23 protein-coding genes are annotated in these 25,987 nt (G+C 34.6%); 6 read left to right on the top strand and 17 right to left on the bottom strand.

Translation table 11 applies throughout. From position 1 onward, the window contains the following. Positions 1-48 precede the first annotated feature (48 nt). The 4 genes from MHH85_RS14140 to MHH85_RS14155 all read right to left on the bottom strand — a co-directional run bounded on the left by MHH85_RS14140 (position 49) and on the right by MHH85_RS14155 (position 4,788). Positions 49-1,719, bottom strand: coding sequence for an acyl-CoA dehydrogenase family protein (locus tag MHH85_RS14140; protein ID WP_340707543.1), 1,671 nt, complete (start codon positions 1,717-1,719; stop codon positions 49-51). Then, complete coding sequence (locus tag MHH85_RS14145) at positions 1,716-3,221, bottom strand: class I adenylate-forming enzyme family protein (protein ID WP_340707544.1); 1,506 nt, start codon at positions 3,219-3,221, stop codon at positions 1,716-1,718. Before MHH85_RS14145 ends, MHH85_RS14140 begins: the two co-directional genes overlap by 4 nt. Beyond that, entirely contained in the window at positions 3,214-3,603 is a 390-nt protein-coding gene (locus MHH85_RS14150; protein WP_340707545.1) for a MerR family transcriptional regulator, read from the bottom strand. Before MHH85_RS14150 ends, MHH85_RS14145 begins: the two co-directional genes overlap by 8 nt. Positions 3,604-3,759: 156 nt before the next feature. After that, entirely contained in the window at positions 3,760-4,788 is a 1,029-nt protein-coding gene (locus tag MHH85_RS14155) for an NAD(P)H-dependent flavin oxidoreductase (RefSeq protein WP_340707546.1), read from the bottom strand. A 425-nt stretch (positions 4,789-5,213) separates the two neighbouring features. Between MHH85_RS14155 and MHH85_RS14160 the strand changes: the two genes are divergently transcribed. After that, a complete protein-coding gene (locus MHH85_RS14160) occupies positions 5,214-5,987 on the top strand; it encodes a GNAT family N-acetyltransferase (protein ID WP_340707547.1) in 774 nt (257 codons plus the stop codon). 52 nt (positions 5,988-6,039) lie between these two features. Then, entirely contained in the window at positions 6,040-6,255 is a 216-nt protein-coding gene (locus tag MHH85_RS14165; RefSeq protein WP_340707548.1) for a DUF3006 domain-containing protein, read from the top strand. 84 nt (positions 6,256-6,339) lie between these two features. Here MHH85_RS14165 and MHH85_RS14170 read toward each other — a convergent pair whose 3' ends face one another. From MHH85_RS14170 to MHH85_RS14195, 6 genes are all read right to left on the bottom strand, one after another. Further along, positions 6,340-7,308, bottom strand: coding sequence for an ABC transporter ATP-binding protein (locus MHH85_RS14170; protein ID WP_340707549.1), 969 nt, complete (start codon positions 7,306-7,308; stop codon positions 6,340-6,342). After that, positions 7,301-8,284 carry an ABC transporter ATP-binding protein gene (locus tag MHH85_RS14175; protein ID WP_340707550.1) on the bottom strand — a complete coding sequence of 328 codons (984 nt, stop codon included), beginning with the start codon at positions 8,282-8,284 and terminating at the stop codon, positions 7,301-7,303. The genes MHH85_RS14170 and MHH85_RS14175 overlap by 8 nt, the downstream gene beginning before the upstream one ends. 15 nt (positions 8,285-8,299) lie before the next feature. Next, complete coding sequence (locus tag MHH85_RS14180) at positions 8,300-9,181, bottom strand: ABC transporter permease subunit (RefSeq protein ID WP_340708177.1); 882 nt, start codon at positions 9,179-9,181, stop codon at positions 8,300-8,302. Between the two features lie 39 nt (positions 9,182-9,220). Further along, positions 9,221-10,141 (bottom strand): glutathione ABC transporter permease GsiC, encoded by a 921-nt coding sequence (gsiC, locus tag MHH85_RS14185; protein WP_340707551.1) that lies wholly within the window; start codon positions 10,139-10,141, stop codon positions 9,221-9,223. A gap of 76 nt (positions 10,142-10,217) precedes the next feature. Beyond that, positions 10,218-11,795, bottom strand: coding sequence for a glutathione ABC transporter substrate-binding protein (locus MHH85_RS14190; RefSeq protein WP_340707552.1), 1,578 nt, complete (start codon positions 11,793-11,795; stop codon positions 10,218-10,220). A gap of 17 nt (positions 11,796-11,812) precedes the next feature. Continuing rightward, positions 11,813-12,838, bottom strand: a complete 1,026-nt coding sequence (locus tag MHH85_RS14195; RefSeq protein WP_340707553.1) for an asparaginase — start codon at positions 12,836-12,838, stop codon at positions 11,813-11,815. Between the two features lie 495 nt (positions 12,839-13,333). Between MHH85_RS14195 and MHH85_RS14200 the strand changes: the two genes are divergently transcribed. Next, positions 13,334-15,058, top strand: a complete 1,725-nt coding sequence (locus MHH85_RS14200) for a helix-turn-helix domain-containing protein (protein ID WP_340707554.1) — start codon at positions 13,334-13,336, stop codon at positions 15,056-15,058. A gap of 50 nt (positions 15,059-15,108) precedes the next feature. Here MHH85_RS14200 and MHH85_RS14205 read toward each other — a convergent pair whose 3' ends face one another. Continuing rightward, positions 15,109-16,293: an amidohydrolase gene (locus MHH85_RS14205; protein WP_340707555.1), complete on the bottom strand. Its 1,185-nt coding sequence runs from the start codon at positions 16,291-16,293 to the stop codon at positions 15,109-15,111. A gap of 10 nt (positions 16,294-16,303) precedes the next feature. After that, on the bottom strand, positions 16,304-17,833 hold the full coding sequence (locus tag MHH85_RS14210) for an AbgT family transporter (protein ID WP_340707556.1): 1,530 nt from the start codon (positions 17,831-17,833) through the stop codon (positions 16,304-16,306). Between the two features lie 500 nt (positions 17,834-18,333). On the opposite strand from MHH85_RS14210, the gene MHH85_RS14215 reads away from it, so the two are divergent. Then, the gene (locus MHH85_RS14215) at positions 18,334-19,038 is read left to right on the top strand and encodes a class I SAM-dependent methyltransferase (RefSeq protein WP_340707557.1); all 705 of its coding nucleotides are present in this window, start codon (positions 18,334-18,336) and stop codon (positions 19,036-19,038) included. Between the two features lie 56 nt (positions 19,039-19,094). Here the strand turns inward: MHH85_RS14215 and MHH85_RS14220 are convergent, their stop codons facing one another. Both MHH85_RS14220 and MHH85_RS14225 read right to left on the bottom strand, forming a co-directional pair. Then, positions 19,095-19,541, bottom strand: coding sequence for a CoxG family protein (locus tag MHH85_RS14220; RefSeq protein ID WP_038190892.1), 447 nt, complete (start codon positions 19,539-19,541; stop codon positions 19,095-19,097). Between the two features lie 782 nt (positions 19,542-20,323). Next, entirely contained in the window at positions 20,324-21,505 is a 1,182-nt protein-coding gene (locus tag MHH85_RS14225; protein WP_340708178.1) for a C40 family peptidase, read from the bottom strand. A gap of 325 nt (positions 21,506-21,830) precedes the next feature. Between MHH85_RS14225 and MHH85_RS14230 the strand changes: the two genes are divergently transcribed. After that, entirely contained in the window at positions 21,831-22,427 is a 597-nt protein-coding gene (locus MHH85_RS14230) for a metallophosphoesterase family protein (protein ID WP_340707558.1), read from the top strand. 36 nt (positions 22,428-22,463) lie between these two features. Here the strand turns inward: MHH85_RS14230 and MHH85_RS14235 are convergent, their stop codons facing one another. Further along, positions 22,464-23,216 carry an alpha/beta hydrolase gene (locus tag MHH85_RS14235; protein WP_193738863.1) on the bottom strand — a complete coding sequence of 251 codons (753 nt, stop codon included), beginning with the start codon at positions 23,214-23,216 and terminating at the stop codon, positions 22,464-22,466. Positions 23,217-23,512: 296 nt separating this feature from the next. Between MHH85_RS14235 and MHH85_RS14240 the strand changes: the two genes are divergently transcribed. Continuing rightward, positions 23,513-24,418, top strand: coding sequence for a LysR family transcriptional regulator (locus MHH85_RS14240; protein WP_193738862.1), 906 nt, complete (start codon positions 23,513-23,515; stop codon positions 24,416-24,418). Positions 24,419-24,477: 59 nt separating this feature from the next. Here MHH85_RS14240 and MHH85_RS14245 read toward each other — a convergent pair whose 3' ends face one another. Beyond that, the gene (locus MHH85_RS14245) at positions 24,478-24,789 is read right to left on the bottom strand and encodes a hypothetical protein (RefSeq protein WP_340707559.1); all 312 of its coding nucleotides are present in this window, start codon (positions 24,787-24,789) and stop codon (positions 24,478-24,480) included. Positions 24,790-24,869: 80 nt separating this feature from the next. After that, positions 24,870-25,832 carry an oxygen-dependent tRNA uridine(34) hydroxylase TrhO gene (trhO, locus tag MHH85_RS14250; protein WP_340707560.1) on the bottom strand — a complete coding sequence of 321 codons (963 nt, stop codon included), beginning with the start codon at positions 25,830-25,832 and terminating at the stop codon, positions 24,870-24,872. Positions 25,833-25,987: the final 155 nt, after the last annotated feature.

The raw sequence follows: 25,987 nt of genomic DNA on the forward strand, positions 1-25,987 counted from the left end.
TTCTTTGGGGAATTTATTTTAGGGACCTATTAGACAGTCCCAATTCCTTTATACAATCTCTTCAAAATATTGCACTGTTTTCATCGGGTCTCCTATTTCCCTTAAAGACCACACCTCATCTAAATACACTTCAGCAAGTTTCTCATATCGTCCACCATGTTTTTCTGCCCATTCGATTGCTACTATACTTTCATAAACATGCGCCATTTTCTTAGCTAATTTTTTCGCCTCAAAACTTTGTAAATCGGCGTCTAAATTTGCAAATTTAGAAAGTTCTTCTGTTAATATTTTTAGCTGATTAATGACAATTTGTTTTTGCTCATTATTTGTAATTTTCTTTAGCCGTTCTTTCATAACATCCGTGAACACAATATGTGCTGAGTATTTATTTACAAGACGAATTAATTCTAATCCTAGAATATTCGCAGTCCCTTCCCAAACTGTAAGAACTTGGGCATCACGTAATAATCTTGGTGTCACAAAATCCTCAATGTAGCCATTTCCACCATGCATCTCAATTGCTTCGTGCGCAAAATGAATTGCTTGCTCGGCTGTTTCCTTTTTCATAATAGCGATATACAAACGATTCAATATCACTTCTTGTTCAGTAGCTTCACCCGCTGTTACTTTTTCATACAGTCCAATCAAATCAAACACGGTTGCTACTTCTACATGAAGTGTTGCTGCGAGCTTACTTAATGTATCTTGTACCATTGGAAAATCGGCCAATCTCTTGCCAAATGCATTTCTACGGGTTGCATATTCTTTTGCCTCAAGTAATGCTCTGCGCATAATGCCAATAGATGCAACCGCATTACAAATCCGTGAGAGATTTAAAGCTTCCATCATATAGTAGAAACCTCTAGTAGGATCACCAACAACAAAAGCTTCAGCTCCATCAAATTCTACTTCACCTGAAGGTACTGCCCTAACACCTAGTTTATCTTTCAGACGGCGCACACGTAAATGATTGATTTCGCCGTTATCCTTACGCCAAGGTACTGCAAATAACGTTAACCCTTTCGAACCTCCTGGTGCCCCTTCAATACGTGCAAGCACCATAGCAACTCCGCACATTCCTGCGTTCGATGCGAAATATTTTTCACCGTATAATCGGTAGTTGTTACCTTCCTTTATTGCTTTAACAACATTGGCACCAACGTCTGAACCACCTTGTCTTTCTGTTAAAAACGTAGCCCCTTCAAATAATGGACCTTCCCCTGTAGAACAAACAGGTGTTAAAAAACGTTCTTTTAATTCTTCATCTGCATAATGGTCTAATAAATAAGCTGTAGCCATTGTTAAAGTGACAGGACAATAAAAGCCCGGCTCAGCATGGGCTAATAAATAGCCTTGTGCAAAGCTATATGTGTAATTCCCTTTCACTCCAAGCGCAGGAATCTCCTTATGCACATAGCCTACAATCCCCGTATCATAAGTTTCCTGTATTGTTTTTTTATAGCCATCATTAACCCATACCTCAGAAACCTCTTCACCATATTTATCATAGCGTTTCAATTTTGGTTCGCCTTCACGATCAGTATGTTTTGCACGTAAGTCTATGTCGTTAGCACATAATTCACCAAAAACGGTTAATTCTCGATTCGCAAAGTCTAAAAAATCTGCATCTAATGTTTTTTCTAATATAAGTTGTAAAGTTTGATTATCATGAAAGAAGTTTCGTGCTGTTTGCTCTGTTACATCTTGTAATACTTTCATTGAACTACACCTACATTTCTTAAAGGCTGTTTTAATATTTTTCCTGATGCATTTCTTGGTAATGCTTCGACTTGTTCAAATAATCTCGGTACTTTAAATTTAGCTAAATGCTCAGTTAAATAAGAATTTAAATGTTCTACATCGACTTTTTCAGCTGAAGCAAATACAGCTTTTACAGTTTCCCCCCATTCAGGATGAGGCACTCCTACTACTGCAACTTCATGAATACCAGCATATTGCAATATTTGTTCTTCAATTTCTTTAGGATAAATATTAACCCCACCTGAAATAATTAAATCTTTTTTTCTATCAACAACCCAAATGTACCCTTCTTCATCAAATTTAGCTAAGTCGCCAGTTTTCAACCAGTCACCTATAAATGCTGCTTTAGTTGCCTCTTCATTTTTATAGTAACCTAGCATATTACCTTCACCTAATAGAACAATTTCACCTACTTCCCCTACTTCTACATCCTCACCAAGATCGTTAACTATACGTAGTTCTGTATGGAGCGGTGCACGGTGTCCTATGCTCCCTGCCTTATTTTCATGTTCATGTGCCAATAAAATCGAACCACTTGGCCCTGCTTCTGTTAAACCATATACACATACCAAATTGTCAGTTTTAAAAGTCTGCTGTATGAACTCTACTTCTTTTTTAGATACTGGTGCACCACCATATACCCACCATTTCATTGAAGAAAGGTCAGCATCACTTAACTTTGGATTTTGTGCTGTTAATAGATATGCAACCGGTGCTCCAAAGAAATGCGTCGTCTTCTCTTCAACAACCGTATCGATGAAAAGATCTGGTGTGAAAGTTGGTGTTAATACCGCTGTTGCTCCAACAATCATTCCAGCCATTAAAAATAAATGTAAGGGAGCAGAGTGACTAAGTGGCATCATAAGGAGTAACCTGCTCTCTGGCTTCATCTCCATTTCTACACAAATCATCTGGGCAACTGTTAATATATTTCGATAACTGAATAGCACACCCTTTGGATTTCCAGTCGTGCCAGAAGTATAGAGTATAGTTGATTCATCATCTTCTGTTAAAGAACAATTTATTTCGTTATCATTACTAGTAGCTACTAATTGCTCAAAGCTTAACCATCCATCTTCTTCAGCCCCAGTTTTTATTAGTAACCCTGGGTTTTGTAGCTTTTCGACTTCAGGAAATAAAAGCTCATGAGCAATGAAGGCTGTTGCATCTGAATGTTCAACAATATATTCCACTTCTTTTATGGAAAACTTTGCATTGATTGGTACAATTACAGCTCCTAGACGCTGTACTGCAAAATAGCTAATCATAAATTCCACAACGTTCGGCATAAATAAGACAACTTTATCTCCCTGTTTAATTTGCTTCTCTTGTAAAGCATTAGCAAATTGATTAACTAGTCGATTTAATTCTTTGAAATTGACTCGCTTGCCTTGACTCACAACAGCTTCCCCTTGTGGATACTTCCTTGCATTGCGCGTTAATAATTGTGAACTATTCAATATAACTGCCCCTTTTTAAATTATTTAATTTTTCAGTAAAATCAAGATGCATAGTTTCCAATTCATCTCGAATTTCCTGTAGCTCCCTCATTTTTTCATCGATTTCAGCCATTTTTAATTTTCCATATGCAACTGTTCTTTCAAGTTGTTTCTTACCTGTTCTATCCTTGTCAAATAGTAAAACCATTTCTTTGATCTCATCGAGTGAAAACCCGTATCTCTTACCTCTGAAAATTAGCTTTATCTTTGCATAATCCGAATTTGTGTAAATTCTTTTTTTTGCATCTGTCCGTTGTGGAGACAATAAACCTAGTTCCTCATAATAGCGAATTGTCCGTGTCGTTACATCGAATTCTTTTGCAATATCTGTAATTGTCCTCAATAGCGCCACCATCCTAACAAGAACTTAGAAGCAGTATATCATTGACGTTAACGTAAAGTTCAACCATTAACTGCTCTAGTTTTCTATGAAAATTCAACAATTCATTAAACGAAAGGCGCACTACAAATATGTAGCACGCCTAATAATTAACCTAAATCAATAGTCTTCACTTATAAAATGATGTACAATATCCGCTACCGTCCCGGGCTTGGCCAAATTCAGATTTTCTCCAGCCCACATTGATAGATATTCTGCTTTCCCTTGCTCACCTGCTACTTTACGTAATTCCTTGGTTAAATCATTTTGAACTGGATAAGGAGCAATCGGTTGATTTGCCATGTAAGTCATAAAATCATTTACAATTCCTCTAGCAGCTTTCCCTGAAAAGGCGGTAGTTAAAGCTGTAACATCTTTTTCTGATTGTAAAATCGCTTCTTTATGTAGTGGATGTGCGCCACTTTCCTCAGTTGCTAATAACGCCGTCCCAATCTGAATAGCTGCTGCTCCTTCATCAAGGAATTCAAGCATCTGATGTTTTGTCATAATACCCCCAGCAGTAATAATGGGTATCTTTATTTTGCCGATTGTATTTTTAAGTAACTCCATTGTTGGAATTAACGTAAGGGGCTCTAAAAACGTCCCACGATGACCACCTGCTTCGCCACCTTGTAAAACAACAGCATCTAATCCTGCTTGTTCCACCGCAATTGCTTCCTCTACATTCGTAGCAGTACCAATGCAATAAGTCTCATGTTTATGTAAATAGGATATTGTTTCTTGATCTGGTATTCCAAAAGTAAAAGAGCAAATTTTCACACCCTCATCAACGACAACTTTTACCTGCTCCGCGAACTCACTTAAAGATAACACTACCTTTTCTCCCGATAACCCAAGTTCTTGTTGAAACGGCTTTAATGCCTCGTACGCATGTGCAATCTGTTCTTCCGAAATATCCACTTGTTCGGGTACAAACAAATTTACTGAAAAAGATTTGTCAGTCAAAGATTTTACTTCTCGAATACAATTTCTAGTCGCTTCTGCAGTTAAATATCCAGCACCAATAGAACCTAAAATACCTGCATTTGCACTTGCTGCTACAAATTCAGGCGTCGTCACTCCAGCCATCGGTGCTTGCACGATTGGCTTATCTATCCCTAAAATATTTTGAACAAACAAAGATTCCATTACTGACTCCCCTTTAAGTTTTTTTCTCACTTATTAATATCGCACCTAATATCGTCAGCGCTAATCCCCCCCAAGATAACGCTTCACTATACTCAAAATTATGAAAGAAAAACTTCCCTGATATAATTAGTATACCAATGAACACAACAATGGACCCTACTATTTTGCGATTCATATTATCACATTCTTTCTGTATGGCATTCCATTAAATTTATTATAACGAACTGCCAGTACTTTATCATTTATATGTCCTTTACAATTCTCTGCTAAAGTGACATTTTATTATTCATTTTCTCTACAATTTCAGTTAAAAGTTCAATACTATATATGTTTATTTTTCTAAAACGTACTTGCAAATGGAAAAATAATGATAATATTGATAAAAAAGGTATTTTACATTATTTTGTAGAGAAAGTAGGAATTGAATGATTTATGAAGCTGATATCGATGTAAGAAAAAAGTTAGTACCAATGTTCGAAAATTTGGATAGCACTATAATTCTTTCATGTCTGCAAGGACATATGGGTACTGCTTGGGTAGACGACCTTGAAAATCCAAAAGTAGCACAAATAACGGTGGGGATTTTTGTATTTTATGCTGGAAATCCTAATACAAAGGAAGCTGAAGAACTATTATTCAATTTGCCTGAGTATACACTTGCAATCGTTAATTCTGATGAGTGGAAAATACTAATTGAAAAAGTACATAACGGCTCTATAGAAAAATTCCAACGATATAGATTTGAAAAGGTTCCTGAACATCTAGACATGAACTATATAAAGAACTTAATATCTATACTACCTGAAGGTTATGAACTTAAAAAAATAGATGAGACCATAGTGAATGAACCATCTCTTCATGAACTTTCTGAAGACTTTATAAGTCAGTTTAATTCTATAGAAGACTTTATAGATAGAGGCGTAGGATTTGCTATTTTAAATGAAGGGAAAGCCGTATGTGGGGCCACATCATTTAGCATTTATGATGATGGTATTGAAATTGAAGTTGCTACACACCCTGATCATACAAGAAAAGGCTTAGCAACAATAACAGCTTCTGCCTTGATATTAGATTGTCTTAGCAGAGGAATATATCCTAGTTGGGATGGTGCTAATATAGAATCTCTTAAATTAGCACAAAAGCTCGGATACATTTTTAAAGAGTCATATGATACTTACTTTATTGATTATCAAAAATAAGCCTAAAAATTATTTTGTATGTTTTTACTCTATATTAAAGGAGTGACTCAGCATGAAGAGAGGAATCATTGATCATTTTGAAGGAGACATTGCTGTTGTTGAATTTCCAAATGGTATGAAAGATTTTTTTCTTACGCAATTACCTAAAGGTGTTCACATAGGAGATGTATTACTGTTTGAAAATGGAGAGATAATAATCGATTTAGAAGGAAAAAAACAATTGCAAGAAGAAGTAGCTGATTTGATGGATGAGTTGTTTGAGGATTAATCCAAACTTCAATTCTAATAAAATAATACCCCCCTATTAATAGGGGGGTATTATTTTTCCATCTTCATTATTTGGCAAAAATACTTATTTGTTATACAAATGGCAGGCAACAAAATGATTGCTTTCTATCTCTTTAAGTTGAGGATTTATAGTTTTGCATGATTCCATTACAAGTGGACATCTTGTATGGAACACACAACCTTTAGGTGGATTTGCTGGGCTAGGAATATCTCCCTTTAATATAATTCTTTCTTTTTTCACTTTTGGATTTGGTACAGGTATAGCTGATAATAGGGCTTGTGTATAAGGGTGTAATGGTTCCTTATATAAGCTTTGTTTATCTGCTAATTCTACTATATTCCCTAAATACATTACTGCAATACGGTCACTTATATGTTCTACAACACTTAAATCATGGGCAATAAAAAGATACGTCAGGTTAAAACTCTTTTGTAAATCTTTCATTAAGTTTAATATTTGTGATTGAATCGATACATCTAGAGCTGAAACAGGCTCATCTGCTACAATTAGCTTTGGATTGAGTGCAAGTGCCCTAGCTATACCAATCCTTTGTCTTTGTCCTCCACTAAATTCATGTGGGTATCTGTCAGCATGATAAGTATTTAATCCAACAACTTTTAATAACTCAGTTACTTTAGTATCTATGTCTTTTCTGTTATAGCCATGAATGATGAAAGGTTCACGTAAAATTTCTCTAACTTTCATACCGGGATTTAATGAGGCATATGGATCTTGAAATATCATTTGAAATTCTTTTCGTAAATGGCGAATGTCATTTGGAGGCATTTTTACTATATCCGCACCCTCGAAGAAAACTTCACCTTCCGTAGGCTCCAATAATTGCATAATCATCTTACCTGTAGTAGATTTTCCACATCCACTCTCTCCTACTATTCCTAAAGTCTCTCCTTTATATATAAAGAAATCAACACCATCTACCGCTTTAACAACACTCTTTTTCCCTTTTAGAAAGCCTTTATTTTGCACAAAGTGCTTTTTAAGATTCTTTACTTCCAATAAAATGTCAGTCATTCTTTTCCACCTCGTTTAACCAGCAGCGACAAGAATGATTTTCTTGAACTACCTTCAGCATTGGGGCCTCTCCTAAACACCGCTTCATTACAAAACTGCATCGCGGAGCAAATCTACATCCTGTTGGCATATTTTCAGGAGTAGGTACATTGCCAGGAATAGAATCTAGCTTTTCAGTATAGTTTCCTAGTTTGGGTATTGAATTAATCAATCCCTTAGTATAAGGGTGTTGTGGATTTTCAAATAGTTCTAAAACACTTGCCTCTTCTACAATTTGTCCAGCATACATTACAATGACTCGATCGCACATTTCAGCAACAACACCTAAATCATGTGTAATCATCAAGATAGACGTATCACTATTTTTTCTTAAATCTCTCATTAAATCTAAAATTTGAGCTTGAATTGTCACATCAAGAGCTGTTGTAGGTTCATCAGCTATTAATAGCTTTGGTACACAAGACATTGCCATTGCAATCATAACCCTTTGCCTCATACCACCTGAAAGTTGATAAGGATATTCATTTAAAATATCTTTTGCCCTTGGAATTCCTACTAATTCTAGCATTTCCAAAGCACGTGCTTTTGCAGCTGCCTTATCCAACTTCAAGTGTAGACGAATACCTTCTTCTATTTGTCTACCAATTTTGTATACTGGATTTAATGAGGTCATAGGTTCTTGGAATATCATTGCGATTTGATTTCCTCTTACCGCTCGCATTTCTTTTTCTGATAAATTCAACAAACTTTGATCCAGAAATGTAATTTCCCCCCCAACAATCTTCCCCGGAGTATTTTTAAGTAAACGCATTATGGATAAGGAAGTCACACTTTTACCACAGCCAGATTCGCCTACAATACCTAGTGTTTCAGCATTATTAATATAAAAAGAAACATTATCTACAGCTTTAACAGTTGCATCGTCACTGATAAAATGCGTTTCTAAATCTGTAACCTCAAGTAATTTACTAACCATCAAGGTAACTCCTTTCTAATCTTTGATTTTCGGATCTAACGCATCACGCAAACCATCACCAAATAAATTAAAGGCAAGTACAGTTAACATAATTGCCATCCCTGGAAAGATTGTAATATGTGGCGCGGAACCTAAATAATCTCGTCCTGCACTTAGCATAGCTCCCCATTCTGGTGAAGGTGGTTGTGCACCCAGTCCTAAAAAGCTTAAGCTTGCTGCTGTTAAAATGGAGGTTCCTAAACGCATTGTAAAATATACAATAATGCTAGAAATAGCACCTGGGAATATGTGACGCCAAATGATTCTAAAGTTTTTTGCCCCTAATGATTTGGTAGCCTCAACATACAGTGATGATTTAAGCATTAAAGTATTACTTCGAACGATCCTAGCAAACATTGGAATTGTGAAAATTGCTACTGCAACAACAACATTTTCTAAACCAGGCCCTAAAATAGCGATAATACCAATCGCCAATAAGATTCCAGGAAATGCAAAGAGTACATCACAAAATCTCATAATGATGCTATCTATCCACTTCCCATAAAAACCGCTAATAAGGCCTAAAATGGTTCCTATTACTGCTCCAGCGAATACAGAAGTAAATCCTACTAATAATGAAATTTTTGTACCTACAATAATCCTGCTAAATATATCTCGTCCAAATGCATCAGTTCCAGCCCAATGATCCCAAGATGGTCCTTGCAAAGTCTGCTTATAATCAGCTTTGGCAAAATCAAACGGCGCTATAAAAGGGCCAATAATCGAAATAACTATTAAAAAAATAATAAATACACCTGCTATAAGTGCTAACTTTTGCTTTTTAAATTTTTTCCAAAACTCTTTTGCAGGCGATTTTCCTACTGTCTTTTCATATGATTGCGGTAATACTTCTGCCATAATTTCTAATTCTTTTGTTTTTTGCATTTTTTCGCCTCCTTAAGAGTAACGAATTTGTGGGTTTAAAAATCCATACATTAAGTCCACAACTAAGTTAATAAGTATAAACTCTACCGAAAATAATAAGATTTCAGCTTGGATAATAGGATAATCCCGTGTTGCTATTGCATCTATTAATAACCTTCCTAAACCTGGGAAGCTGAAAACAGTTTCTGTAACAACTGAGCCCCCCAGTAAAAATCCAAATTGTAATCCCGTCATTGTTATGACTGGAATCATCGCATTTTTTATTGCATGCCTTTTTACAAGGCTACTTTCTGCAAATCCTTTAGCTCGTCCTGTTCTAATATAGTCTTCTTTTAGGACATCCATTAATGAAGACCTAGAGAATCGGGCAATTATAGCGGCAACCCCTGTTCCAAGCGTAATAGAAGGAAGAATATATCCTCGCCAATCCTCTAATCCCCCTGTAGGTAACCAACCCAATTTAACAGAGAATAATTGCATTAAAAGTAATCCTAGCCAGAAAGAAGGAATTGAAATTCCTACAACTGCTATCAACATGCCCGTATAATCTTGCCACTTGTTTCTTTTAACTGCAGATACTATTCCTATCAAAATACCTACAATACATGCCCATAACATGCTCCAAAAAGTTAACCAAAAAGTAGGTATAAATCTACCTGCTAATTCGTCAAAAACGGGTTTATGAGTCTTTAATGAAGTTCCAAGATCACCTTTAAGTAAATTACCTATAAATGTAAAATATTGTTCATGTATTGGCTTATCTAAACCTAAATCCTTCCGAACCAATTCAATTGTTTCTTTATTTGCATCAGGTCCTGCTACTAATCGGGCGGCATCTCCAGGAATCAAATGTACAAATAAAAAAACGATGATCGTAACAATAAACAATATAGGTATCATTCCTAACAACCTTCGAAGCAAATATTGAAGCATTAATGATCATCTCCTCTAACAGCAAATTGAATAATTAAGCGCTATATTTAGTTTATATAGCGCTTAATTTGACTCATTATTCGATTGTTAATTGATCGATAGATAATGAACCATCTGGTAGTAATACCATTCCGTTAATGTTCTTTTTCTTCGCAAAAATCGTATCTGGATTAGATACTGCTACCCAAGGAACTTCATTCCATATCGTGCTCTGAATTTCGTTATATGCTTTTGTACGTGCTCCCTCATCAGATGTTGCTAGAGCATCTTTTAACAATTTATTAACCTTGTCATTTGAATAGTAAGAAATATTATAAGAATTCGGAGGGAATGAATCTCCTCCTAACAATGGTCGAATTCCCCAATCTGCTTCACCTGTAGATGGTGACCATCCGCCGAAGTATAATTCCACCTTAGAATCCTCAGGTTTATCTACTGACCAAAGCGAACTGTCTAAAGTACCGCTTTCCATAGGTACTACCTCTAGATCAATTTTCAATTCTGCTAAAGATTGTTGGATAAATTCCATTGCTTTAATATAATTTGATGAATTCGTCGCCCATACTTTAGTTTTAAAACCTTTTTCTAATCCAGCCTCTTTTAGTAAAGCTTTTGCTTTTTCTACATCATAAGCAAATGGCTCTTGCTCTGAGTAGAATTTTACTTGTTTTCCGATTACAGACGTAGCTTGGCTTGCATAACCGTTGTATACAACTTGGATCAACGCTTCTTTATCAATAGCATAATTTAATGCTTGTCTTACTCGAATATCATCAAATGGTTTTTTCTTCACGTTCATAGATAAATAGTTCACAACGATGGAAGGGTTATTTTCAACAGTCACGTCAGAATTCTTTAGTGAGTCTATTTGCTCCGTTGGTACTGGATAAACAAAATCTGCCTCACCAGTTTGAATCATAGCTGTTCTTGCACCATTTTCAGGAACTGGCTTAAATGTTATAGAATCTGCTTTTGGCCCCTCAGCATTCCAATAGCCATCGAATTTTTTCACTTTAATAATATCGCTTGAGTCCCAAGAAACGAACTCGTACGGCCCCGTTCCTACAGGTCCTTTACTAACTTCCTTTTTCTTTTCTTCTAGAGATTTCGGGCTATGAATCATTGCCGATGGATGTGCAAAATTATTAATCATTGCAGCAAAGGATTCTTTTAAAGTAAATTTAACAGTGTAATCATCTATAACAGTAGTTTCTTTAATATTAGAAAACAGACTGTATCTTTTTAGAGCGTTGTCTGGATTAGATATACGGTCAAAATTCACTTTTACAGCATCTGCATTGAAATCAGTACCATCTTGGAATTTAACACCTTGTCTAAGCTTAAATGTAAATTCAGTAGCATCTTCATTTGCCTCATAGCTTTCTGCTAACTTAGGAATTACTTTCATATCCTTGTCAAAACCTAATAATCCTTCCATCATTGTTTTTTGGACAGAGTTATCAAGTGTATTATTAGAATCATGCGGATCTAATGTTACAAAGTTAGCGCTTACAGCTACAACTAGATCTTTCTTTGCACCTGAATTGCCTTTTGATGAAGACCCTTCAGATGATTTTTCCCCTGAACAAGCTACTAAAATTAACGATAAAGCCAACAACATACTTAATAAAATAAATGACCTTCTTTTAAACATTAAACCCACTCCCCTTATCATTTTGATGTTATATCATTGGTACGATGAAGCATAAATTTAGGTATCACTGTTCCTACTACTTGTTTCCTTACATTTTTTAATGGTGCTTCATGAAATGATTTCAATGATTCTATTTCTTCTTTAGAAATTAAGTTTAATTGTTTCAGTACTTCCACAGCTACAGGATAAACTGCACGGCTATTACCATCATCAATCTTAATAGCTATACCAATTCCCGTATCAATATGACCAATGCAATATACTGCCTCAGCACCCGCTTTTCCAAACAATTTGCCCTTTGTTACAGTCATTAGGCTCGTACAAAATGTATCTGTCCCGCCCACCATCTCAGGAGCTGATGTCATTGCTTGAATAATTTTTTGACTAGCATGTTGTTTACTTTGAGAGAGATTCTGTGGGTTTGACATTCTAGCATATCCTAACGCTATGTTATAAAGGGGTAAGCCATGTACTGGTACACCACAACCATCTATACCAATCTCAATTTGCTCACTTGGATATTCACAAACTTCACTAATTGTATCGAGAATTCTTTGCTGAACAGGATGTTCGAGAAGGAAGTAGTTTTCCAAGTCCTCCCCCATCACTTTTGCTGTTAGGAGCATACCGGTATGTTTACCAGAGCAATTATTATATATTGCAGTAATTGGTTTACCTTCCTGCAATAGCTTTTTATATTCTTCTTCTATTCTAGGAGGGTGCGCACCACACTTTAGGTTGGAAACGCCCATTAAAGCTGTTTCAAGTAAATTTTGTACTCTTTCTGTATGCATTGGTTCCCCTATATGCGATGCACAACAAAGGGAGAGATCTGCATCTTCAAATAAATACGTTTCATTCACCTTTTGTTCAACAATTGGTATAGCTTGTATAGGTTTCATAGATGATCTGGCATATACTTTTTTGTAAGGATTGCCCATCTCATAAAGAAGTTCACCATGAGAATTTACGATTGCAATATGTCCACTATGTACACTCTCAATAAGCCCCCCTCTGATAACATTAACTAATTCTTCACCCATAAAATTACCCCCTTATTAAAAAAATGTATATTGTTCAAAGAGTAAATATACATTTTGTGTATATTAAAACACATTTCTCTAGAAGTATATGTTTTCGACAAAACCATTGTTGAAATTTCAAAATAACACACCTTTTTCACAGAATATTCTTACTATTTTGTTGAGTAATAGTGTTATTGAAAATAATAGGAGGCTATAAAATGATGGTCATAAATAAATTATTGAAATCATAAATGAAGGTAAAATTGAGGATTAAAGAGACGACATGGAAGGTATCTTTAAAGAGTCAATCTAATTTAAAGATATTTATCTAAATTATCGGAATAATTATGATAAAATAATAAATACAGATTATAATCTCGGGTATAACATGTATTGAAATTAATATTGAGCCCATGGGAGCTACAACAATAGAATTATTGTAGAAGCTCATATGTATTTAACATATTTTCAAGCTAGACATCTAAACCAATTAAAATAAACGGAGTACATTATATGCAAATTAGAGAAACAGGATTAGTAAAGCAATGGCAAGCCTTTATAGAAATTACCAAAAACATTGAAAACACTACAGATGTTCAGAAAATAATCGAAGTAGTTATCGATACAATCGATAAAGCGGATGGTGGTTTCTTACTTTTATGGGATACAACACAAGGAACTCTCATTATTGAAGCAGCAGTTAATTTTAAAGAAGAATATTATATTCATAGCAGGCTCGCTCCTGGAGAAGGTATATCAGGCACTGTATTTAAAACTGGAAAGACATTAGCTATCCATGGTGAAAACGAAGTAAAAAAGGCTATGAGTAACATGAAAGAACCTAATTATCAATATTACTTAAAATCTTCCGTTCAGCAAATTCCACCAAAAAGCTGCCTTTCAGTACCTATTACGTATAAAGATACAAAAATCGGTGTCTTAACTTTAGACAATTTCTTCTCAAATGAAGATTTCACTGAAGAAGAAATAGGATTTGTTGAAGCAATTGCTACTCAAATTGCAATGGTCTTAATACTTGGCCAAAATCTTGAGGAAAAAGAAAAACGTGCACAAACATTAAGTGCAACTTTAGCATCCCATCATAATTTAAATGAAATTATATTAAATGCACGTGATACAAAACAGATTATTTTATCATTAGCTAGTATGATTGACAAAGAAATCTTGTATTTTGATGCAAATGGTCATTATTTGTTTGGTAGTCATAAAAGTACTAATATGAATCTACCATTGATAATAGATTGGATAGAATCATCACTTTATCAATTCCCTTCAAAAAAGCAGGACTTTCAAGTTTATTTACCTAATGATATAAATGGATATATTTTCAAAATATCTTCTTTATATGGTATAACCGGTTATCTTCTAGTTATTTGCCCTACAAATTCACTAGATATCTATTCAAAATTAACCTTATCCCACGGCACTGCAATAATGGCTATTGAACAAATGAAGGAGCAAAAAGTTTTAGAGTCAAAAGTCCAAGAAAGAATGGCACTCTTTCGACAATTACTAATTGATCAATCAGTTAAGACTTTAAACACGTTTCTTGATGATACATACTTTCAGGCATACTGCTTACTTTCTTATAAACAGGAAGGTTTTAACGACACAAATTATGCAAACCTACTAAATCAAGAAACTCAATATCAAAATAAATTCCAACCAATTGGAAACTGTATATTTTTTCCTCATAAAGATTCATTAATTATTTTAATTGCCTTAAGAGATCAGCATGAGAACATCGAGAATTCTCTTAATAAATATATTACTCTACAAAATAATGAACGAATTTTAATTGGTCGAATTATCGCTAATATTGGTGAAATATTAGCATCTTATCAGGATCTAGAACTTTTACAGAATACTCAACACTTACTAGACGGAACAATTATTTCATATAAAAAACTTGGAATATATCGTTATCTACTATCCATGTCTTCCATGGAAAAACAATATTTTATCGAAGAAATATTGAATCCTATCTTACCCTCTCAAGAAAACAAACTTACTAAGAACGACTTATTAGAGACACTTATTAATTATTTTCATTGTCATAAAAATGTTGCTCAAACTGCAGAACTAATGCATATGCATCAAAACACAGTCTACTATAGAATCCAACAAATAGAAGAAAAACTCCAACTTGATTTAAGCGATAGTCAGCATTCTATGAATATACAAGCTGCTTTGTTTTTATATAAACAGCAGCCATAAAAAATCCACGAGACTTAAACTCTCGTGGATTTTCATTTTTATACATTTTATTAGTTGTTCTTGTTTTCAACCAAATATTTCAATGTTGCAGCTCCTAAAGTATTTGCAGCTATTAACATAGAACTCTCATCAATATTAAATCTAGGATGATGATGAGGGAAAACCTCTTCCCAATTCGGATCTTTCGCACCTGTAAAGAAAAAGGTACCAGGGACATGGTTTAGATAATAGGCAAAGTCTTCGCCACCCATTACAGGCTCACAAACACGTAGTTCATCCACACCTGGAACTTGTGGTGCTAAATCCATAATGAACTCCGTTTCTTTCGTATGATTCACAACAGCAGGATACCCACGTACAAAATTGTATTCATAATCTGCTTTTGTCAAATAACATGAAGCTTTTAATACTTCTTCAATTTCTTTTTCCAATAAATCGCGCGTATCTTCATCAAATGTACGAACCGTACCTTTCATGTAAACAGAATCTGCGATTACATTAAAAGGATTTTGTGCTTCAATATGGCCTATTGAAACTACAGCTGGTTTAATTGGGTCTACTCGGCGAGCTACTAATTGCTGAAGATTTGTGATAAATTGAGCAGCAATAACGATTGAATCCTTTGTATTACTTGGATCAGAGCCATGTCCGCCCTTTCCTTTCACAGTAATATAGATACCATCAGCCGCTGCCATTAAAGGACCATCTTTTATCATAATATTCCCTACTGGTTCAGGAGCCCATAAATGTGTACCAAATATAACGTCTACTCCTTCTAAACAACCATCTTCTATCATTGCAATTGCACCACCAGGAGCAAGTTCTTCAGCGTGTTGATGGATAAATACGATCGTTCCTTCCAACTCTGCTTGAAGTTTATTTAATACTTTAGCTAATACTAAAAGTGTTGCCGTATGTCCGTCATGTCCACATGCATGCATAACGCCATCTACTTTAGATTTATAAGGGAGATCATTTAGTTCTTGAATCGCTAAAGCATCAAAGTCTGCTCGAAGTGCGACAGTCTTACCTGGTTTTGCACCATGCAATTTTGCAACTACTCCTCGACCGCCTACACCTTCAGTTACTTCATGCCCTAGGTTACGATGATATTCAGCAATATATTTAGGCGTATTTACTTCCTCAAAAGATAATTCCGGATTTTCATGTAGGAATCGTCTAATTTCAATCATTTCACCGTAATTCTCTCTCAATAAATCATATAATTTTTCCATTTATATTCCCTCACTTTAAGTAGATTGAATCACCAGGTCCTAATGGCAATCCTAATAAGAACCAAATACTAAATAAAATAATCCAGCCAATTGCAAAGATAACTGAGTAAGGTAATAAAGCAGAGATCAATGTCCCCATACCGATATTCTTGTCATATCTTTTTGCAAATGCTAATAAAATTGCAAAATATGCAAGCATTGGTGTTATCGGATTCGTTATCGAATCCCCTACACGATAAACAGCCTGTGTTAGTGCTGGGCTATAATCCAAATACATGAACATTGGAACAAAAATTGGTGCTAATAATGCCCATTTAGCAGAAGCACTAGCAATTAGCATATTTATGCTTGCGCATATTATGATAAAGCCAATTATCATTGGTAAACCTGTAAAATCCATCGCTTGTAATAGTTCGGCACCTTTAATCGCTAAAATCGGGCCAATATTACTCCATCCAAAATAAGCAATCATTTGAGCTGCTACAAAAGCTAATACAATAAATGAAGCCATATCTGCAACAGATTTAAACATTTTCTCTGCGACATCTTTGTCACTCTTAATATTTCTCGTAACAATTCCATAAGCTAAAGCAGGTAACAGGAAGAAAAATAACATGATTGGAACAATACCCGTCATAAACGGTGAAGATAAGAATCCGCCTGTTTCAGGATCACGCAAAATACCATTAGATGGTACAACTGCAATTAATAGAATAATAACATATATTGCCGTGACAATACCTGCCCATTTCAAACCTTTATTTTCAAGAGGAGTAATAGGTTCAAGTTTTTCCAGCTCACCTTTAAATTCTCCAAAACGTGGAATCGTAAATTTATGTGCTACAAATGTTCCTAAAGCAACTAAAACAAATGTTGAAGCTATAAGGAAATAATAGTTCATTGTTGCTCGACCAGTATATTCAGGATCTACTAACTGTGCTGCAGATTCTGTTATACCAAGTAATAGAACATCAAGAGAACTAATTAACAAGTTAGCACTAAAACCTCCCGCAATCGCGGCATATGTAACGACTAAACCAACAAGTGGATTTCGTCCAATACTCATAAAGATTAAAGCAGCAATTGGTGGTAAAACTATGAATGCAGCATCTGCAGCTACGTTCCCTACCAATCCTGTTAATATTAAAAATGGAATAATCAGTTTCTGCGGAGCACTCATCACAGATTTTTTCATCAATGCTGCGATCAAACCTGTTTGCTCTGCTAAACCGATACCAAGCATTGAAACAATAACCATTCCAAGAGGTGGGAATGATGTAAAATTGGACTGCATTTCACCTAAAATACGTATTAAACCTTCTTGATTAAGTAAATTGATAACGGCAATTCTCTCATCTGTCCCAGGTTTCACAGCCGAAACATTGAACTTTGCCATTATCCATGACAATCCCAAGATTAAAAACGCCATTATGACGAAGAGCGTCACAGGATCAGGTAATTTATTACCTGCTTTCTCTACTCCATCTAAAAATCGTTCAATTATCTTCTTTTTTGGCTTTTCGCTCATCGTTTTCGTCATCGGGAACCTCCTTTTTTCTGAATATTTAAATGATAATGAATAATTAGTGATATTGATATAGTGTAAAATATGAAATTTACTTATTGTTTTTGGAGATTTCTCTAAAAAGATTAAAGAATGTCTCTTCTTGTATCATTCCGAATACCAAAATAGAATAACTACGATTATAAATTTGCAGCAAACCTGCTTAATTTAGTGCTTCTACTGAAATATTATTGTAATAATTGTAAAAAGAATTCTCTTGTTAAATGAGAGGAAGCCCCCTAAAAACCATTTAACAATATTCTCTTTTAGTTTTATTAACTCTTCGTACAATTATCTATATTTTCAATTGAGTAGCATATGAGAGATCCTATGTTTATATAAACAGCTTTTAGATGGACTATCTACTGTAAATCTCCTTCACTTTTAATACTTAATTAATGTATTCGTAACCATAAAATACCTAATTTTTGATAAGCTAAATTAGTAATATAAATCAATAAAAAAGGAGAGCAAGCATGGAGAACATTAATAATTATGATGATTTGAAAAATATGTTAGATAGTTTACTACGAGAACCCGAGCAATTTTGGGATGAATTTTATTCTAATCGTGAAAAGAGCATTCCTTTTTTTGAAAATAAACCGGATGAGAACCTAGTCAGTTATTTTGACCGACAGCTTTTAATCTCTGGTAATGCATTAGAGTTGGGATGTGGACCTGGTAGAAATGCAATATACCTAACAGAAAAAGGCTTTAAAGTAGATGCAGTAGATTTATCAGTTGAATCATTGAAATGGGCTAGGGAAAGAACAATTGAAAAAAATATTGCAATCAATTTTATAAATCATAATATTTTCGATTTATATATAGAAGATTCAAAATATGATCTAGTTTATGATTCAGGTTGTTTTCATCATATTGCACCACATAGGAGAATGGATTACATAGATTTAATTAAAAAATCGCTAAAGCAAAACGGTTACTTTGCTATTAACTGTTTTATCGAAGATGGACCTATAGGAGGTTCTAGTATTTCAGATTGGGAAGTGTATAGTATAAAAAGTTTACAGGGAGGTTTAGGATTTACAGAAGAAAAGCTAAGAAGGATTTTTCAGGACTTTGTGTGTATTGAAGTACGAAATATGAGAGTTGCTGAATCAAATGAACCCGTTTTTGGTGTAGATGGATTGCTCACAGCTATCTTTCAGAAAAAGGTCTGAAAGTAGATAACAAAAAAGTCTCTCCAATTGGAGAGACTTTTTGACGATTTTCACTATTAAACTTGGACTAATCTGATCTTATTTGCTACACGCTCAGTTAGCATAGTTGTTGCTTTTGGTAATACTGCTTTGAATACTGGATTTAAAACGGGTGCTACTAAACCGCCAGCATTTACTTCTAAGAAACCGACCATTTCGGTTTTTTCTGCTTCTAATGCTGTTGCTTCAAAATAGCCATTTCCAGTAAATTTATCTGTTAAACCAATAAGGTTAAATGTAATTTTAGTTGGCTCTATCCAATCAATAATATCTATTTGTACTTTTACAGTTTTTTTCAAGACACCGACATTTCCAGCAAATGTCCAAGTAGATTGACGATCATTAATGATTTCATGCTCTCTATATCCAGGCACAAGTGTTGCCCATTTCTCCATATTGCTTACAAAATCCCAAACTTCCGTCGCTGGTAATGGAATTTCTACTGCGTGTGATGCTGTTGCCATAATCGTTCACTACTTTCTCTATTCAATATTTACAATTACTAGTATAGCGAAAATCTCTCAAATAATCGACAAATTAATACATATCCAAAGTACTTTTTATCCTTCTTTTTGATTAATAAGTAAAATAACATTATAGCTACAATAGCATATTTAAAAGTTTATTAACTATTAAATTCTACTCTAGTATGTCTAAATACCTAAACTTAAATCGTCATCAACTATTAGTTGGCGATGAACTTCCTCGTGATAGCCAATTTCCGCCTAATACTATCTATCTTGAATCAAAAAAGATAATAGTAATGTACTTCAATATAATATTTGTCAATTAATCTCTATAATCATTTCGCTTCTAGAACTCTATTCTCCCTAGACATTTACCCTATTATTTTATAAATAAACCAAAATCTCAACGTTTTGCGTAAAGGTCTTTTTCAAGTGCAAAGGTTAAGTCAAATCCAATAAGAGTAAGCCCCATTGCCTATTTGAAAGCTGTCTTTCAGCCCTTCCAAAATTGTTCATTCTGTAATTAAGTCGTATCCACATCTGGACTCATAATGCCAAAAAGAGTTAACAATAATTCCCCTAATAGTTTCATACAAATAATTAATGAAAAAATCTCAAACGGAAAATAAATTGTGAATTATTTAAGCTATGAATTACTTGCATTGGATATGCAAGTACGATTAGTGAGGACTATTTTACATAAATAAAAGAAAAATATTTATTGTATTATTTCCCTCATAAAAAAAGCTCTTTTATGATCAAAGAGCTTTTAGGCTTGTTTAGTTTACACCCGAGACACGGCCAAATCCTACTAAATATTGATTCCACCAATCTAATGATTCCACAACGACACCATTATTTTGTGCATCTAACATTCTATTATTCCCTAAGTATATTCCAACGTGTGCAACGCCTGAACCGTAACTGAAGAATACTAAATCTCCAGCTTTGGCATTACTACGGTCAATTTTTTTAGTTGCTAAATATTGCTGTGCAGCTGTTCTTGGAAGTGAGTATCCCGCTTGCTTGAACGACCATTGTGTCAAACCAGAACAATCAAACCCTGAAGCTGGATTGCTCCCACCCCATACATAAGAAGTACCTAGATATTTACTAGCTTCTGCAATAGCTGCTGTTGCAGCTTGTGAACCTGAAACATCCGGTGCGGATTGATTCCCATCATCTGGACTACCACCATTATTGCCATTTCCAGCATTATTGCCATTTCCAGCATTATTGTCATTATCAACATTACTATCATCGCTAACAAATTGTGTATTCTGAAGATCTTTTAATTTCTGAGCCTCTTTTTCTTTTTCTTTCAACTCTTTTGCAATACGTTCTTCCTCTTTTTTAGAGGCAATTTGTTTTTTCAGCTCTAATGACTTTACTTTATTTTCAGCCTTTTTTGTTTCAAGTGCATTTTCTTCCTCTTGCATGTGTTGGAATTGTTTTTGCAATTTTGCTTTTGTTTTTTCTAAATCATCTTTTTGATCAGCCAATTTTTGTTTATCATCTTCTTGTTCTTCTAACAAGTTTTGATCTGCATCAATAATTGTTTTAACACTCATTGCTCTACTGACCAAGTCTGTAATACTGTCAGAGCCAAGCACTGCCTCTATGTACGGGCTAACTGTGCTATCATTTTTTTGATAGGCTTTAAGCCGATCGTCGATAATTTCAGAACGATTTTCGATTCGCTTTTCAGTTTCTACAATAGATGCATTAACTTTTTTTAAGTCTTTTTGTGTTACTTTGTAGTCTTCCATCTTTTTTTGTAGTTTCTTTTTTAAATCTTTAATCTCATTATCTAGCTTTTTAATTTTCTTATCTATCTTAACTTTTTTTTGTGTCATTTCTTGTGATGTTGCTGCATCTGCTTGTAGAGGTTGCGCGGTGTACATAAATCCGCTTGTTAACGCTAATGTCATAACCGCTGTGCGGCCCCATTTAGTATTCATCTTCAAACTTAGTCAACTCATTTCTCTAATCATTATTTCACAATCCAAATTTCTCACTCGTTCATTCTACCATGGCTTGTAAAAAATGGGCACTGAATATCCTAACCTTAATAAAAGCGTAATTCGTGTCATGTTTTTGTAACAATTAGATAATTTTGTCACCTAATTAAAGTCGATACACTACAAATCAATTTACTAAATGCTTCTTAGTGTGATTACATTTATCGACAAGTAGCTATACTATTTTTAACTATTATTGGTTATTTTACTGGGAATTTAATGTATGCTATTATTTCTACTATATTTTGAAAGGATGATTACCTAAATGAAGTATGCATTGATTGGAGATTTGCACTCGTGTTTTGAGGATACTAACGCAGTTTTAAAACATATTAATGAAACGGCTGAAGATGCCACAATCATTGGTTTAGGTGATTTATTTGAATGTAAAATAGGGAAAAAAAGGGCGAAAAATATTAGCGGTCTAGCATTCGAGGAGGCTGCTGAACATTCAGAGCACTTTAGCAATTTGTTACAGTTTCCTTCTGTACGAGGAAATCAGGAAGAACGTATTATGCAAGTAACGGGGCTTCACACTTTTAAAGAACTTCCCGAGATACTAAATATTGATGGTGCACACATTATACATGGACATCAATTTAAGTGGTCGTTAGATTGGAAGCCTCTGTTTACAGAAGCTAAACAATCCGTCTTCTTTTTTGGTCATAGCCATGATTCCGCATTTTATAAAAAAGGTAAAAGAAAATCGTTTACTTATGGAAAACCCATTCAATTGAAAGAAAAAAAATACGGTGTTAATGTTGGTGCTGTGATAAGGTCCAGAGAATGGTGTTTATATGATTCAACAGCGCGAACTGTTACATTTATGAAGGCACAACAAATGAAAAAGCACTCAAGTTAGAATTTAACTTGAGTGCTTCTCTTATGCCAGAAATTATTAGTTAGCGATTGACCAATCAATTTGATCAAGGAAATCCGTTACATCTTCGCATACTTTATCGCGTTCTTTACCTGTTGTAATGATGTGCCCAGATTCTTTATACCAGATGATATCTTTTTCGTCTGCATCAACTTGTTCATATATAAATGGTGCACTTTCTTGGTAAATCGGTGCATCTAACGCTCCTTGCATAACTAATGTCGGTGCTGTGATTTCATGTAAGTCTTCACAAGTTTCTTCTGTGATTTTTTGAATATCATTTAATGAGCCTTTTGGTGTTGCTTTTAAACTTTCAAGTTCAGCAATGATTTGTTCTCTTGTTTTTCCTTCAAATGATTTATATATTTTAGCATAGTCATATAGACGATCAAAAAGCCCATCAGTATTTTCACGTTTGATTGGTGCGCACATTGATACTACGCCTTTAACTGGGAACTCTTCACCTACGCGTAATGAGAATACTGCACCAAGTGAAATACCAACTACTGCAATATCTTCGTACCCTTGGTCTTTTAAATGGTTATAGCCTGCAACAACATCATTCCACCAGTCTTCAGGACCTGTCTGAAGTAATTCTTCAGGTGATCCACCATGACCTTTATACATCGGTGCATGAACTGTATATCCTCGATCTTGCAAATGTTTTCCTAATCTTTTTACATCCTTTGTACTTCCTGTAAAGCCGTGAAGTAATAATACTGCTTTACTTCCTCCTTCAAGTGTAAAAGATTTAGGTGCGACTATTTTCATTTTGACTATCTCCTTTGTAATCGACAAGTAATTAATTTTTGGCTTTCGCCATTCCGTTTATGTAAAACATACTTAATTTTATTTTCTTTTAAAAAATCATTAGAAATGTTTTGCATTTCTATTTAAGACTGATTTCTCCCACAAAATAACCCTTAAAAATGTCAATATTTTTGTTGTGTCTATTTTATGTCTACCTCATATTAACATTGACGATTAATAATGTATAATTTATAATTCTTATCATTATCATGCATAAAAGGTATCAATTGATTCGCAATAAAAAAGGTGGTCTTTTAATGGAATGGCAACAACTCGAATACTTTCAAAAACTGGCAAATATCCAACATATGACTCGCGCAGCTGAACTTTTATCTATATCACAACCTGCACTTAGTCGCTCTATCGCACGTCTTGAAGATGAGTTAGGAGTACCATTATTTGAAAGACAAGGGCGTTCTATTATTTTAAATCGTTACGGTGCTATGTTTTTAAAACGTGTAAATAATATTATGCAGGAATATCAGGATGGCTTACATGAGATTCAAGAGCTCGTCGATCCTAATCGAGGTGAAGTTTCACTTGGCTTCTTACATACACTAGGTACAAACGTAGTACCTGATTTAATACGTCTATTTCGCAAAGAATTCCCTGATATCCATTTTCAACTTATTCAAAATCATACACATACACAATTGAAGCAATTAAAATCAGGTGAGCTCGATCTGTCCTTACTAGCAGCGATGGAAGTAGAAAAACCTATTCAATGGACTGAATTATGGAGAGATGAATTGTATCTGATTGTACCGATTTATCACCCACTAGCTATGAAAAAGAGTATTACACTTAAAGAACTAGCTGATGAATCATTTATTTTGTTAAAAAAAGGGTACGCTTTGCGCATTACGGTTGATGAAATTTTCGAGAAGGTCGGTATTACACCTAAAATCACCTTTGTAGGTGATGAGGTAGGGACTGTTGCAGGTTTTGTTGCAAATGGACTTGGCTTTTCTTTGTTACCGGATGGTGAGGAAATTAACCCTAGGAAAATTGCCAAAATCCATATCAGTGATGTTAAATGTGAACGTATTATTGGCATGGCCTGGGCAGAAGGGCGCTATTTATCCCCTGCTGCAAAGCAATTTCAAAAATTCATACTGGATTTCTTTGAGGCACGAAAAAAAGCAGCAAAAGAGCTTAAATAAGCTCTTTTGCTGCTTTTACTTTGGTATAAAAATAAAATCAACTTCAATGATCTATATTATTATATTAACTCAACTACTATTTCAACTATTTCTCCTTCTTGTTCTTCCAATAATTCCAAAATATCTTTATCATTTATATAAAAATCATTGGCAAATTTATTGCCACCATAACCATCTTTTCCTTCAAAATAGAAGATTTCAGCTGTTCCTCTATATTCTTGTAATTGAGACTTTTGCAAATGTAGATTCATTTGTACGTCTTGCCCATCAAAATCAATAAAGTATTTTGCAAGCGCAGTTTTATCTATGTAAAGGATATTCGGTCCTTTCATTTTTTGAATAATAATTGTCCCTTTTAAAGTCGGCATCATAAATTCCTTTCTGCCTTCTTGGCTAATTAAACGGATAAAAGGCTGCCAAATATATATTTGGCAGCCTACTATATATTTGTTTAAGCGAAAACTTCGCCGATTTGTGCTAAACGTTCTTTTACTTCTACCTCAGTTAAACCATTACGAGGGATATAGCGATTACGAGGGTGTACACGGCATTCATGAGTACAGCCACCTAAATGCTTATCTTCATTTTCTTTTGAAGCGATAATTTGCTTGTTACATTCAGGATTTGAACAATTAATATAACGTTCACAAGGTTCGCCATCAAAATGATCACGACCTACGATTACATGCTCAACTTGATTCACGGGAACAGTTAAACGCTCGTCGAAAACGTAACATTGACCGTCCCAAAGCTGACCTTTAGCTACAGGGTCTTTTCCGTAAGTAACGATACCACCGTGTAATTGACTCACATCTTCAAAACCTTCACGTTTTAACCAACCTGAGAATTTTTCGCAACGGATACCACCAGTACAGTAAGTTAAAATTTGCTTACCTTCTAGTAATTCTTTGTTGTCGCGGATCCAGTCTGGTAAATCGCGGAACGTTTCGACATCTGGGCGAATCGCACCTTTAAAGTGGCCTACATCAAATTCGTACGTATTACGTGCATCAACGATTACCGTATTCTCTTCTTGCATCTTCTCTAAGAATTCTGCTGGCTCTAAGTAATTACCTGTAATTTCATGTGGGTTAACATCGTCTTCTAGGCTTAAATTTACAAGCTCAGGTCTTGGACGTACATGCATTTTCTTGAAAACATGTTGCTCTGATTCATCAATTTTGAAAACGATACCGTCAAAGCGAGGATCAGCTTTCATATGAGCCATATAAGCATCTGTTTGTTCCACAGTTCCTGAGACTGTTCCATTAATACCTTCTGAAGCGACTAAAATACGTCCTTTTAACTCAATTGATTTACAGTATGCTAAATGCTCAGCAGCAAATGCCTCTGGATCTTCAATCGTTGTGTAAAAGTAATAAAGTAAAACGCGGTAATTCAATGTTGTTTCCACCTATCGAGTATATTTGCAAGATATAGTTATAGGGTTTTAATGTATAGCATTATTCTTGCATTAGTTGTTTTATAGCACTTTTCAAAAAAGCACTTTTATCATTATACATCATTATTCTATTTTGTGTTGATATGAAGATTTATGGGACTATTTAA

Origin of the sequence: Viridibacillus sp. FSL E2-0187, from assembly GCF_038006425.1 — a bacterium.
Lineage (GTDB): Bacteria > Bacillota > Bacilli > Bacillales_A > Planococcaceae > Viridibacillus > Viridibacillus arvi.

Bases quoted from the DNA above. Each gene is read 5' to 3' on its own strand.
- MHH85_RS14140 (WP_340707543.1), bottom strand. From the start codon at position 1,719: ATGAAAGTATTACAAGATGTAACAGAGCAAACAGCACGAAACTTCTTT.
- MHH85_RS14155 (WP_340707546.1), bottom strand. From the start codon at position 4,788: ATGGAATCTTTGTTTGTTCAAAATATTTTAGGGATAGATAAGCCAATC.
- MHH85_RS14160 (WP_340707547.1), top strand. From the start codon at position 5,214: ATGATTTATGAAGCTGATATCGATGTAAGAAAAAAGTTAGTACCAATG.
- MHH85_RS14165 (WP_340707548.1), top strand. From the start codon at position 6,040: ATGAAGAGAGGAATCATTGATCATTTTGAAGGAGACATTGCTGTTGTT.
- MHH85_RS14170 (WP_340707549.1), bottom strand. From the start codon at position 7,308: ATGACTGACATTTTATTGGAAGTAAAGAATCTTAAAAAGCACTTTGTG.
- MHH85_RS14175 (WP_340707550.1), bottom strand. From the start codon at position 8,284: ATGGTTAGTAAATTACTTGAGGTTACAGATTTAGAAACGCATTTTATC.
- MHH85_RS14180 (WP_340708177.1), bottom strand. From the start codon at position 9,181: ATGGCAGAAGTATTACCGCAATCATATGAAAAGACAGTAGGAAAATCG.
- gsiC (WP_340707551.1), bottom strand. From the start codon at position 10,141: ATGCTTCAATATTTGCTTCGAAGGTTGTTAGGAATGATACCTATATTG.
- MHH85_RS14190 (WP_340707552.1), bottom strand. From the start codon at position 11,795: ATGTTTAAAAGAAGGTCATTTATTTTATTAAGTATGTTGTTGGCTTTA.
- MHH85_RS14195 (WP_340707553.1), bottom strand. From the start codon at position 12,838: ATGGGTGAAGAATTAGTTAATGTTATCAGAGGGGGGCTTATTGAGAGT.
- MHH85_RS14200 (WP_340707554.1), top strand. From the start codon at position 13,334: ATGCAAATTAGAGAAACAGGATTAGTAAAGCAATGGCAAGCCTTTATA.
- MHH85_RS14205 (WP_340707555.1), bottom strand. From the start codon at position 16,293: ATGGAAAAATTATATGATTTATTGAGAGAGAATTACGGTGAAATGATT.
- MHH85_RS14210 (WP_340707556.1), bottom strand. From the start codon at position 17,833: ATGACGAAAACGATGAGCGAAAAGCCAAAAAAGAAGATAATTGAACGA.
- MHH85_RS14215 (WP_340707557.1), top strand. From the start codon at position 18,334: ATGGAGAACATTAATAATTATGATGATTTGAAAAATATGTTAGATAGT.
- MHH85_RS14220 (WP_038190892.1), bottom strand. From the start codon at position 19,541: ATGGCAACAGCATCACACGCAGTAGAAATTCCATTACCAGCGACGGAA.
- MHH85_RS14225 (WP_340708178.1), bottom strand. From the start codon at position 21,505: ATGAATACTAAATGGGGCCGCACAGCGGTTATGACATTAGCGTTAACA.
- MHH85_RS14230 (WP_340707558.1), top strand. From the start codon at position 21,831: ATGAAGTATGCATTGATTGGAGATTTGCACTCGTGTTTTGAGGATACT.
- MHH85_RS14235 (WP_193738863.1), bottom strand. From the start codon at position 23,216: ATGAAAATAGTCGCACCTAAATCTTTTACACTTGAAGGAGGAAGTAAA.
- MHH85_RS14240 (WP_193738862.1), top strand. From the start codon at position 23,513: ATGGAATGGCAACAACTCGAATACTTTCAAAAACTGGCAAATATCCAA.
- MHH85_RS14245 (WP_340707559.1), bottom strand. From the start codon at position 24,789: ATGATGCCGACTTTAAAAGGGACAATTATTATTCAAAAAATGAAAGGA.